This is a genomic window from Actinomyces sp. MRS3W (assembly GCF_032465695.1).
Taxonomy (GTDB): domain Bacteria; phylum Actinomycetota; class Actinomycetes; order Actinomycetales; family Actinomycetaceae; genus Actinomyces.
In genome coordinates this window covers 1-11,695 of the sequence record NZ_JAWDJJ010000116.1, presented here as the reverse complement: position 1 = coordinate 11,695, position 11,695 = coordinate 1, and the positions used below count along the sequence as shown (strand labels likewise).

Here is an 11,695-nt window from a genome sequence, read left to right as displayed (position 1 = left end):
GGTTTGACCGGCCTCCCAAGCTTGCCCGCGCTCGCGCGCGAGTGCCCGCGCGGCCAGCGCGTCGCCATCTGCTGCCTCGGGGTGGGGATCACTCACGATGCACCTGCGATCCGGACTCCGTGGCCGATACTCGGAAGCGGGCACCGGATAGGTCCGCGGGCACATCGCTTGCGACGGCGGCGGTCAGCAGCACCTGCTGGGCATCGGCGGCTATTCCCGCCAGGGCCTGGCGGCGCCGGTCATCCAACGAGGCGAAGACGTCGTCGAGGATGAGCACCGGTTCACCGTCGCCCCCGTAGGCGTCCACGTCGTGGCGAAGCATGTCGTAGGAGGCCAGTCGCAGTGCGAGGGCCAGCGACCATTGTTCACCGTGGGAGGCGAACCCCTTGGCGGGCAGCGCATCGAGGAAGAGGCTCAGGTCATCTCGGTGCGCGCCCACCAGATTGGCACCCCGGTCGATCTCCCGCGCATGCAACTCACCCATGGCCCGTTCCAGGCGCATGGCGGTGGCCGCGACATCCTGTAGTGCCTCCTCGACGGCGAGGAAGGCGGGCTCGTCGGCCGGGTCGGCGTCGGGGGCGCCCTCGTGGGCGGCCAGGCTGGACCGGTAGGCGATGCGGGCGGCCGAGCCGCCCTCGCTCACCCGGCTGTAGCAGTCGGCGACCCATGGCCGCAGCCGCTGGACGACGTCGACGCGGGCGGCGATGAGCCGCGCGGCTGCGGCGGCGAGCTGGGCATCCCACACCTCCAGGGTGGACAGCATCGACGAGGTGGAGGCGCGGGCGGCCCGGGCCGACTTCAACAGGCTGGCCCGCTGCGCGAGGATCTTGTCGTGTTCGGCGCGCAGGCCCGCCAATGAGGGCTTGAGCGTGACCGCCAGATCATCGAGGAAGCGTCGGCGCACGCCCGGCTCGTCGCGCACCAGCGCCAGGTCCTCCGGGGCGAAGACCACGGTGCGCAGGATTCCGAGCAGGTCACGCGGGCGGGCGGTGTTGCGGTTGAGGCGTGCTCGATTCGCCCGTCCGGCGATGAGTTCGAGCTCCAGCACGCTGGGACGCTGCCCATGCACCACCTTGGTGCGGATGACCGCACCGGCGGGCTGGGTCTGCCCTGCGGGGGCGCGTCGCACCAGTGCCGTATCCGCGCCTACACGGTGACTGGACAGGGTCGACAGGTAGGCGATCGACTCCACCAGATTCGTCTTGCCCTGGCCGTTGGGCCCGATGAACGCCGTCGGCCCGGGCTCAAGGGCAAGGACGAGCTCATGGAAGGAGCGGAAGTCGTCCAGTGCGAGATCGGAGACGTACATATCCAGCTAGCCGCCGAGTGCGAACCCGCGGCCACGACAGCCGCAGCGACCCTCAGGCGCCGAAGCGGATCGGCATGATGAGGTAGCGGAAGGAGGTGTCCTCCTCACCACCAATGGCACTCATGCCGGTAAGAACCGCGGGCTTGGACGGGTGCGTGAAGTCGAAGCGCACGTAGGGCTGGGTGATGGCGCCCAGCCCGTCGAGCAGGTAGCCGGGGTTGAAGGCGGTGGCGATGTCCTCCCCGTCCAGGTGGGCGACGAGCTTCTCGGAGGCCTGCGCATCGTCGCCCTGGCCGGCGTCGAGGGTGAGGTTGCCCTCGGTGAAGGACATGTGGATGGGTGCCGCACGGTCGGCAACCAGGCTGACGCGGCGAACGGCGGCCATGAGTTCCTCGCGGCCGACCGTGGCGTGAATCGTGGTGGTCTCGGGGAACAGGCGCAGCACCGGCGGGTAGTCGCCGTCGGTGAGCAGGCTCGTGGTGCGCCGACCGCCGGCTTCGAAACCAATGAGGCTGGAGGCCGCGGAGTCGGCCTCCGTCAGCGCCACCGTCACGTCCCCACTGGAGGTGAGCGACTTGGCAACATCGGACAGGGTGCGGGCCTTGAGCAGCGCCTGGGTGGACAACTCGGAGTCCTGCGGCTGCCAGGTCATCTCCCGCACCGCCAGCCGATAACGGTCGGTGGCCATAAGGGTGAGTGAAGTGCCGTTGACCTCCATCTGCACGCTGGTGAGCAGCGGCAGGGTCTCATCGCGGGAGGCCGCCACCGACACCTGAGAGACGGCCTCGGCCAGATCGTGAGCATCGACTGTTCCGGCCACGCCCGGCATGTGCGGCAGCGCCGGATAGTCATCGGCCGCCATGGCGGCCAGAGAGAACCTGGAGGCGCCGCAGGTGACTGTCACCTTGGTGCCTTCAACCTCAAGATCAACCGGCTTGGACGGCAGTGCTTTGGCGATGTCCGCCAGCAGCCGGCCGGAGACGAGCACGACGCCCTCCTCCTCGACGTCTGCCGGAATCTCGCAGTGCGCCGAGACTTCGTAGTCGAAGGAGGCCAGCACCAGTGAGGTGGAGGTAGCCTCCAAGCGGACTCCGGCGAGAACGGGCACCGGGGGGCGTGCCGGCACGGAGCGTGCGGTCCAAGTGACGGCGTCGGCAAGGACGTCGCGGTCGACCCTGAGCTTCATGTGGTGCCTCCTCGGCAGCCGGGATCGGCCCGGCGGATATGTGTTGTGCGGTTGCGGTCTGCGGCTGAGTGTAGACGCACGACTCGCCGGGCCGCACCCGGTGGTGATTGCCGCAACGTGACGGTGTCCGACCGACGACGGGCAGTACCGGATGACATGGATCGTGAATGTGGTGCGGCGCCGGAGTTTCCTGGTACGGGCGATCGGTGATGAAGGTGAATGACAAGTTGTGTAGGGGTGGTAGGTGGTGTGGAGACTGGGGAAAACGACGATTTGCGGCGGCGACGCGGGAAGTAGCGCTGTGGAATGACAAATTTGTGGTTCCGTGGACGACGGACCGCCGCGGTGGATAGTTGTTATTCGTGCGTGCGCTCGCCCCCAGCACCGGGCGGTCGGCTCCACAACCGCCGCCGATATTTCCACGTGGATTCCTCAGCGCTGTCCACAGCCCGATGTGCTCGGACCGGGGCGAGTGTTAGGCCGGTGACGGCCGACTCGTGGTGGCCGCCCCGCCCCCGTCACCGAAACCGGCACTTATGACGTGCCGAGACCGGCACTAATGACATGCCGAAACCGGTCGAAGTTGTTGAGGGTGGGCTAAGTCTTGGGGTGTCGGGCGGGGCTTGGTCGCGTGATGGTGGGGATGTGGTCCCGTAGGTGTGTTTTGGTGGTTGGTGCTGGGTTCGCGGCTGTGTCTACTACACCTGTTCGGGGTCTGCTACGCCGGTTAGGGGTGTGTTGAAGGCCTCGGAAGCCTTCAACACACCCCTAACCGGCGTAGCAGTCGGTGAAGTGGCGTAGCAGAGGTAGCAGGCGAGGTGGGCGGGGGTGTTGGGGTGTGTGGGGCAGTTTTGATTCGTTGGGTTGAGGCTTGTGGTTGGCAGGGTCCCCTGGGGTGTGCGGGGGCGGATCTCTAGGAAGGCTTCCTCTCCCAAGTGGCGCATCCTGCGGGGTGTCGCCCCCTGGGGGTGGTTGTTGTGGTCGGCATTGTCGCAAATGGTGACAAACGAGCCTGCGGCGGCTGGGGGCGGTCCATAGATCGTTGAAATGACGCCATTCGGCTGCGTGAGTTAAAGGCAACTCGCGGTGTTTGTCATCATGTGTGACAGTGAGGCTCCTGGTCCCGGTTCTTGCGCGCCCACCGTAGGCTCGTCGCGCCACATCGCGGCCAGCCCTCCGGCGCCTTACGCCGGCCCAGACCGCCACCAGAACGGGACAACCCCCACACCCCCTGGAATCAACGATCTAGGACGCGGATGTGGTCTGCGCGGCCTGCTTGATGCGGGCGGTGAGCTCGGCGACGTGGTTGTAGGTCTCACGGCGCTCGGCCATCTGGGTGCGAATCTTCTTGTCGGCACTCATGACGGTGGTGTGGTCACGCCCGCCGAATTCGCGTCCGATCTGGGGCAAGGACATGTCGGTGAGCTCACGGCACAGGTACATGCCGATATGCCGGGCGTGCACGATGGTGCGCGCCCGATTGGCGGAACACAGATCATCAATGGTGATGCCGAAGTAGTCGGCGGTCTGCGCCATGATGAGTGCGGAGGTGATCTCTTCGCTGGCGGGATCGGTGATGATGTCCTTGAGCACAAGCTCCGCCAGGGTGCGGTCCACCGGCTGCTTGGTCAGTGAGGCGAAAGCGGTGACCCGGATGAGAGCGCCCTCGAGCTCACGAATGTTGGTGGTGACCCGGCTGGCGATGTACTCCAGCACGTCGGGGGGCAGGTCTAGTCCTTCGGCGCTGGCCTTGCGGGACAGGATGGCGGTGCGGGTCTCGAAGTCCGGCGGCTGCACGTCCGCCAGCAAACCCCACTCAAAGCGTGAGCGCAGGCGCTCCTCGAAGCCCCCGAGTGCTTTGGGCGGCTGATCGGAGGTGAGCACCACCTGCTTGTTTGCGGTGTGCAGGGCGTTGAAGGTATGGAAGAACTCCTCGAGGGTCTGCTCCTTGCCCTGGAGGAACTGGATGTCGTCAACCAGGAGAATGTCGACCTCGCGGTAGCGACGCTTGAAGGCGTCCATACGGCCGTCGGCCACGGAGGCGATGAAGTCGGAGACGAACTCCTCGCTGGAGACGTACTTGACGCGGATCGAGGGGTACAGGCGACGGGCATAGTGGCCGATGGCGTGCAGCAGGTGGGTTTTACCCAGGCCCGACCCGCCGTAGATGAACAGTGGGTTGTAGGCCTTGGCCGGGGCTTCGGCGACTGCGATGGCGGAGGCGTGCGGCAGCCGGTTGGAGGAACCGGTGACGTAGGTGTCGAAGGTGTACTTGGGGTTGAGGTCGGAATCGGTGTCCGGAACGGCGGCTGTGGGTGAAGGCTGACCGGTGACGTAGCTCGGCGCTTCGGCCGACGGTTGAGATGTGGCCGGGGCCTGGGCTGACGATCTCACCGCCGGGGCGGGGGTTTCGACAATGGGCTCGACGGCGGGGCGTGCGGATAGGCGCGTCGGCGGGGCATCGACGCGGCGCTCCGGCATTGGTGCGGATGACTCCAGCGAGGTATCGACAATCACTTCGAAGGGGATGTCGTAGCCGGCTGCCTGGCGCAGTGCCCGGCCGATGAGATCACGAGAATTGTCAACGACGTTCTTGGCGAAGCCCGAACCGACGATGAGCACGAGCGTGCCGTCCACGTCGACGGCATGGGTCGTGCGGATGATGGATAGCTTGCCTTGGCCGAGTTCGGCTGAGGTGGCAAGGATTTCGAGGGCCGAGCGCCACTGTGTCGTCGCTTCGTCGGCCACGGCTCACTCCTGACTGACTGTTGGTCAACTGGTTGGGGATGGTGTTGATTCGATACTGATCCGGTCGGCTGAGCTCCGACTGGATGGATGCGCTAGGGGAACGGTAACCGATGTCGACGTCACGTCATCGTTGAGGCGGTGCATCGACTTGACCCGCTGCCCGGGTAGGGGTGCCCGCTTGACGCGCACGCGGCTGGCGTACCTGCCGTTGCCCACAGGATTATCCACAGTTGGGGACGATGATGGTACTCCTTAGCCCGTGCCGCCACGGGCGGAGTATGCCGTGCGACACCGGGCGGTGCCCCCAGAGGTGCCAAGAGTGTGGTTCACAGAATATGGGCGGTTGTACACAGGGTGACGACGGCGGTTGTACACAGGCTCGGGAAAAACGCGAGGATAGTGGGGGCGCCTGTAGGCGTGTCCGGGTTCTCATTACGATGCGGGCGTATTCGTTTGACCGCAGGGAAAGCTCGCCCCTATGGTGGTGCAGACGTTCGTGTGGAGTCACGTCCCGGACCATGGGGCAGCCAACACGAGCGACCGTGCCGCGACTGGCGATGCACGGTTCCGATCGTCCTGTCAGGAGTACACCCGTGAGCAAGCGGACCTTCCAGCCCAACAACCGTCACCGCGCCAAGGTGCACGGCTTCCGTAAGCGCATGCGCACCCGCGCCGGCCGCGCCGTTCTGGCGTCGCGCCGTCGCAAGGGTCGCGCCCGTCTCGCGGCCTGAGGTGCTTCCGGCGGCGCACCGGATGCTGCGGTCGGACGATTTCTCGACCGCAGTGAAGTCCGGTGCGCGCAGCGGCAGCCGTAGGCTCGTCGTGCACTACTGCGTTGATGCAGCACAGCCGACAGCTCCGGGCCCTGCACTCGTGGGCATCGTTGTACCCAAGCGGCAGGTGGCACGTGCCACTCACCGCAATCGGATCAAACGGCGTCTGCGGGCACTCATGCGCGCCCGTCTCGACTCACTCGAGCCCGGCGCCCGGGTGGTTGTCCGCGGGCTCGCTGGCGCTGACGGCGCCTCCAGCACCGAGTTGGCGGCCGATCTTGACCGGTTGCTGGCTCGTAGCCGGTCATTGGCGCATGCCCGGCAGACCAGGTGAGTAGCGATGTGCCGTGCAGATAAGCGGACCGAGAACGGTCAAGTCACCGCCGCCGCGCGACTGGCCCTGGCCCTCATTCGTTTCTACCAGCAACGGATCTCTCCGGCATTTCCCCGGCGCTGCCGCTACTACCCCACCTGCTCGGCCTATGCAGTCGAGGCGATCCGGGTACACGGCGCCCTCAAGGGCGTGTTGCTGGCGGCATGGCGATTGCTGCGATGCAACCCGTTTGCGCGTGGCGGAGTTGACCATGTTCCGGATGTGGGCCGATGGCGTTACCACCTGCCCCCTGATGCCCCCAGATTCGCGGTCGCTGCAACCGGCGGTGGCACGGCGAGTCCCCGTTCAGGCGTCCCGCCCGGCCCGACGTCACCGTAAAACCCGCCTACCGTCATCCGCCCTCACTTCCCCGTCAATCCGGTGTGGCGCGATCACCCGCCGACGTCGGCGGACAGCCTCGCAGTCATAGCCACCAGCCACCACAGCAAGGAGTGCAATGGACACGATCCTGTGGCCCCTCATGGTCGCCGTCGCCTGGGTCATGGTCAATATCCATAGGTTCCTCGTCTTCATCGGTCTGCCCGATGGGCCGGGCGTCGCCTGGGTCATCTCGATCGTCGGCCTGACGATCTTCGTGCGGTTGCTCATCATGCCGCTGTTCGTCAAGCAGATCCGCGCCTCCCGCGGCATGCAGCTCATGCAGCCCGAACTGCAGGCGCTGCAAAACAAGTACAAGGGCAAGAAGGACCCGGCCTCCCAGCAGCGCCAGCAGGAGGAAATGATGGCGCTGTATCGCAAGCACGGGACTAACCCGTTCTCCTCCTGCCTGCCGATCCTCGTGCAGATGCCGGTGTTCTTCGCGTTGTTCCGGGTGCTGGCCAACTTGCAGGCGGTCGCCACCGGCGGCTACGCGGGCCATGACTCAATCGGTCCGCTCACGGCCGCGCTGGCGGAGCAGGTGCAGGCATCGACCGTATTCGGGGCGCCGCTATCGGCGTCGTTCATGAACTCCAGTGCGGTGAGCGTCAAGGCGGTCACCGTCGTCATGATCATCCTCATGAGCGTCACCCAGTGGTACACGATGGCGCAGCTGAGCATGAAGAACATGCCGGAGTCGGCCAAGAGCTCCGACAACCCGGCCATGCGCTCCCAACGCATGATGATGACGATCATGCCGATCTTCTTCGCCTTCACCGGGGTGCAGTTCCAGATCGGCGTGCTCGTGTACTGGGTGACGACCAACCTGTGGACCATGGGTCAGCAGTTCTTCACCATCCGCAAGATGCCCGCTCCCGGTTCCGAGGCCGAGAAGAAGATGCGGGCTCGCGAAAACGCCCGCCGCGCCCGTAAGGGTCTGCCCTCACTGGAGGAAGAGGAGCGCGCCAAGGCCGAGGCCGAGGGCAAGCTCAAGTCCGGGCAGCGGGCGCAACCGGTGCGCAAGGACCGGCAGAAGAAGAAGCCGCAGGGATCCCAGGCTGGGCCGGTCGCAGCCGGCATTGACAAGACCGCGCCGGAGGATGCCGCTGCGGAAGTGAACGAAGAGACCAACGTCGTCGGGCTCACCCAGGAGGAGATTGCCCGACGCCGTTACGAGCGGCGTGCCCGTGCCCGTAAGCAGGCGGCCGCCAAGCGCAAGGGTCAGGGCAGCAAGAACACGAAGAGCAGCAAGAAGGGCAAGCGCCGCTGACGCCGACACTCGGCGGAAGGTAGCCACCCACGATTTTCGAAAGCGAATGATATGAGCGACAAGCACCAGTCGAAGCAGTCCAACACGGTCAAGGAGCTTGAAGAGGAGGGCGAAGTTGGCGCCGACTACCTCGAAGAGTTCCTCGACATCGTCGACCTCGGCGGCGACATCGACATCGACGTCGACCACGGTCGCGCCTCCGTGGCCATCATTGCCTCAGAGGCCGGCGACGAGCGTGAACTCGCTGACCTCGTGGGGCCGGGAGGTGAAGTTCTAGAAGCTATTCAAGAACTGACCCGACTCGCCGTTCAGGCACGCACCGGCAACCGGTCCCGGCTCATGCTCGACATCAACGGCTACCGCGCGGGTCGGCGGGCCGAGCTGACCAAGATTGCCGAGGAGGCGGTGACCAAGGTCAAGGCCACCGGCGATGCGGTGGCCCTGGAGCCGATGAACCCCTTTGAGCGCAAGGTCTGCCACGACGTCGTCGCGGCGGCCGGGCTGTACTCCGAATCCGAGGGCGCCGAGCCGCACCGGCACGTCGTGGTCATGCTGCCCGACGACGCCGAGGAGGAGATCTCTGGCGACGAGGCAGCAGATGCCCCGGAGACCGGCGGTGACGAGGCCGCGGACACGCTCGCGGCTGACACCGACGCCACGGCCGCCGTGGCCGAACAGGACTAAGGGCGATGAGCGTGTCGGAGACGCAGCCGGAGCCCGCCACGGGACTGCTGGAGCAGCCCACCGAGGAGATGCGCGCCATGTTCGGTCCGGCATTCGCTGCGACGGAACACTTCGCGCAGATGCTGGCCGACGAGGGTGAGTTGCGTGGGCTGGTTGGTCCGCGGGAGCTACCGCGCCTGTGGACCCGACACATCGTCAACTCCGCCGCCGTGGTTCCCTTCCTGCCTGCCGCGGGGAAGGTGGCGGACATCGGCTCTGGCGCCGGATTTCCCGGAATCGTGGTGGCGTTGCTGCGGCCGGACCTCGACGTGACGCTGGTGGAGGCCATGGAGCGCCGCGCACAGTGGCTCGACGACGTCGTGGCGGAACTGGATCTGGACAATGTGATCGTTGAGCGCGCCCGCGCGGAGGAAGTGCGGCGGCGGTTCGACGCTGTCACCGCCAGGGCAGTGGCCAACCTCACAAAGTTGGTAAGGCTCACCTCACATCTTTTGGCGCCGGGAGGAAGTCTGCTGGCCCTCAAGGGAGCCCGGGCAGAGACCGAGGTTGAGGATGCCAAGTACGTCATCAAACGGGCCAAGCTGGAGCCCGCCATCATTCATGAGGTGGTGACTCCGGGCGAGGAGATGACCAAGGTGGTCCAAGTGCGGCGACCCGCCTTCCGCTGACCGACTGGCACCGGCACCTCACGTAGACTGACATGTCGAACAGGCGTGTGGCGCCGGGATGCCGCTGTAGGACAAGCAGGGAGAAGCAGGTTGTCAGGATCGTCCATCTTCGATCAGCTCCGTGCTGACCGCTCAACCCTGAAGGAAGTGGTCGAGGACGGTTTTCCTCGACCCGAGCACACCCGCGTGATCGCGGTAGCGAATCAGAAGGGTGGCGTCGGCAAGACCTCGACAGTCGTCAATGTCGCGGCTGCACTCGCCGAGGGCGGGTTGCACGTGCTGGTTGTGGATGCCGATTCTCAAGGGAACGCGTCAACCGCCCTCGGCGTCGAGCACGACGAGGAGCAGGCCTCCATCTATGAGGTGCTGGTCGAGGGCGCGCGCGTCGCGGACGTGGCGGTGCAGACCCGCTTCGCCGAAACCCTGTGGTGTGTGCCGTCGACCATCGATGTGGCCGCCGTGGAAATCGAGCTCATCAATGCCTCCCAACGCGAGTCGCGGATGCGGCTGGCCCTCGAGGAGTACCTGCGCGATCGGGAGGAAGGCGGGCTCCCCCGACTCGACTACATCCTCATCGACTGTCCCCCCAGCCTCGGCATTATGACGATCAACGCCTTCGTCGCCGCCGGTGAGGTCCTCATTCCCATGCAAGCGGAGTACTACGCGCTCGAGGGTCTAGCACTGCTCACGCGGTCGGTTGACCGCATCGCGCAGATCCATAATCCGGACCTGACGGTCTCCATGATCGCGCTGACCATGTTCGACAAGCGCACCACGCTCGCCAAGGAAGTGGAGGCGGAGGTCCGCACGTATTTCCCTGCGGCCACGCTCACCACGCGCATCCCCCGTTCTGTCCGCGTGGCGGAAGCGCCGTCCTTTGGTTCGCCGGTCGTATTCTGGGATCCACGCTCGACCGGCGCCGTCGCCTATAAGAAGCTCGCCCGCGAAATTGCGACTCGCGGTACGCGGGCTGCTGAGCGTCACGACGATTCCACGGAGGCATAACCATGGCTCAGAAGAAGCGCGGATTGGGACGGGGCTTGCAGGCGCTCATCCCCGATGCCCAGGTGGAGACTCCCGGCGGGCGGCCGTCTGATGTGTTTTTCCCCGAGGGGCGCGGCGGCCAGGCATCGGCGCGAGAGGGTGCCCCGCTCGGGCGCTCCGAGGACATCGCGGCCACGCTGCTGGCTCCACCCAAGCGTTCTCGCCGTTCGACGAAGGGCCACCAGCGAGCACACGTGCGCGCGGGGTCTGGACGGGAAGTGTCGGTTCAAGCCGAGGATGCGTCGGTGCAGGCTGACGACACCGCGTCGCGAACGGAAGCGTCGGAACAGGTCAATGTTTCACGTGAAACATCCGCTCCTCCCACGCGGGATGGGTCGCTGCCGGCTCAGGTCACCGGAGCGGACGACGAGGGCCTGGTGCCGGTACCGGGTGCCACCTTCGCCGAGTTGCCGGTGGGCGCCATTGCCCCAAACCCGCAGCAGCCGCGCCAAGTCTTCGACGACGACGACATCACCGAGCTGGCCACCTCCATCAAGGAGGTGGGCCTGCTGCAGCCCATCGTCGTGCGCCGCGTCGATGCTGAGGACTCCGACGCCGCCGATGGCTCGAGCTACGAGCTGGTTATGGGAGAACGGCGCCTGCGCGCAGCCAAGGAAGCGGGCCTGGACACGATCCCGGCCGTGGTGCGCTACGCCGCCGACGAGGATCTTCTCCGCGACGCGCTGTTGGAGAACCTGCACCGCGTGCAGCTCAATCCGCTCGAAGAGGCGGCGGCCTACCAGCAGTTGCTTGACGACTTCAACTGCACCCAGGCGGAGCTATCGCAGAAGATCGCGCGCTCCCGTTCCCAGATTTCCAATACCCTGCGGCTCATGAAGCTGCCGCCGCTGGTACAGCGTCGCGTGGCGGCCGAGGTTCTCTCCGCGGGGCACGCACGTGCTCTGCTTGGGCTGCCGGATGCGGCGGCCATGGAGCGAGTGGCCCAGCGAGTGGTCGCCGAAGGACTATCGGTGAGGGCAACCGAGGAGATCGTGGCGGTCTACGGTGAGCCGACCGAGGCGCCGCGGGCGACGCTGCCGCGCACCCGGAATACGCCGCTGCCGGCGCTGTCCACCCGCCTGTCGGATGCCTTCGACACACGAGTGAAGGTGACGCGCGGAGCCAAGAAGGGCCGCATCACCATTGAGTTCGCCGGTGACGAGGACTTGGCTCGGATTGTTGAGGCCTTAGCGCCGGGGACGTCACTCGACGAAGGGTGAGCCTCGTACCTGAACTAACGCAGGAGGGCCGCAATGTTTCAC

Annotated in this window: 11 protein-coding genes; 8 read left to right on the top strand and 3 right to left on the bottom strand. The window is 66.1% G+C overall.

Going from position 1 to position 11,695, the window contains the following annotated elements; all coding sequences use genetic code 11:
• Nucleotides 1-88: 88 nt before the first annotated feature.
• The 3 genes from recF to dnaA all read right to left on the bottom strand — a co-directional run bounded on the left by recF (nt 89) and on the right by dnaA (nt 5,243).
• On the bottom strand, nt 89-1,309 hold the full coding sequence (gene recF / locus RWX45_RS03925; RefSeq protein ID WP_316022472.1) for a DNA replication/repair protein RecF: 1,221 nt from the start codon (nt 1,307-1,309) through the stop codon (nt 89-91).
• 52 nt (nt 1,310-1,361) lie between these two features.
• Complete coding sequence (gene dnaN, locus RWX45_RS03920; RefSeq protein ID WP_316022471.1) at nt 1,362-2,495, bottom strand: DNA polymerase III subunit beta; 1,134 nt, start codon at nt 2,493-2,495, stop codon at nt 1,362-1,364.
• Nucleotides 2,496-3,740: 1,245 nt separating this feature from the next.
• The gene (gene dnaA / locus RWX45_RS03915; protein WP_316022470.1) at nt 3,741-5,243 is read right to left on the bottom strand and encodes a chromosomal replication initiator protein DnaA; all 1,503 of its coding nucleotides are present in this window, start codon (nt 5,241-5,243) and stop codon (nt 3,741-3,743) included.
• 593 nt (nt 5,244-5,836) lie between these two features.
• Between dnaA and rpmH the strand changes: the two genes are divergently transcribed.
• From rpmH to RWX45_RS03875, 8 genes are all read left to right on the top strand, one after another.
• On the top strand, nt 5,837-5,974 hold the full coding sequence (gene rpmH, locus RWX45_RS03910) for a 50S ribosomal protein L34 (protein WP_073333441.1): 138 nt from the start codon (nt 5,837-5,839) through the stop codon (nt 5,972-5,974).
• Between the two features lies 1 nt (nt 5,975).
• The gene (rnpA, locus tag RWX45_RS03905; RefSeq protein ID WP_316022469.1) at nt 5,976-6,350 is read left to right on the top strand and encodes a ribonuclease P protein component; all 375 of its coding nucleotides are present in this window, start codon (nt 5,976-5,978) and stop codon (nt 6,348-6,350) included.
• A gap of 6 nt (nt 6,351-6,356) precedes the next feature.
• A complete protein-coding gene (gene yidD, locus RWX45_RS03900) occupies nt 6,357-6,728 on the top strand; it encodes a membrane protein insertion efficiency factor YidD (protein ID WP_316022468.1) in 372 nt (123 codons plus the stop codon).
• A gap of 118 nt (nt 6,729-6,846) precedes the next feature.
• Nucleotides 6,847-8,037 carry a membrane protein insertase YidC gene (gene yidC, locus RWX45_RS03895; protein ID WP_316022467.1) on the top strand — a complete coding sequence of 397 codons (1,191 nt, stop codon included), beginning with the start codon at nt 6,847-6,849 and terminating at the stop codon, nt 8,035-8,037.
• A gap of 51 nt (nt 8,038-8,088) precedes the next feature.
• Nucleotides 8,089-8,721, top strand: coding sequence for a protein jag (locus tag RWX45_RS03890; RefSeq protein ID WP_316022466.1), 633 nt, complete (start codon nt 8,089-8,091; stop codon nt 8,719-8,721).
• Between the two features lie 5 nt (nt 8,722-8,726).
• Nucleotides 8,727-9,389 (top strand): 16S rRNA (guanine(527)-N(7))-methyltransferase RsmG, encoded by a 663-nt coding sequence (gene rsmG / locus RWX45_RS03885; RefSeq protein ID WP_316022465.1) that lies wholly within the window; start codon nt 8,727-8,729, stop codon nt 9,387-9,389.
• Between the two features lie 90 nt (nt 9,390-9,479).
• The gene (locus RWX45_RS03880) at nt 9,480-10,394 is read left to right on the top strand and encodes a ParA family protein (protein WP_316022464.1); all 915 of its coding nucleotides are present in this window, start codon (nt 9,480-9,482) and stop codon (nt 10,392-10,394) included.
• Between the two features lie 2 nt (nt 10,395-10,396).
• On the top strand, nt 10,397-11,653 hold the full coding sequence (locus RWX45_RS03875) for a ParB/RepB/Spo0J family partition protein (RefSeq protein WP_316022463.1): 1,257 nt from the start codon (nt 10,397-10,399) through the stop codon (nt 11,651-11,653).
• Nucleotides 11,654-11,695: the final 42 nt, after the last annotated feature.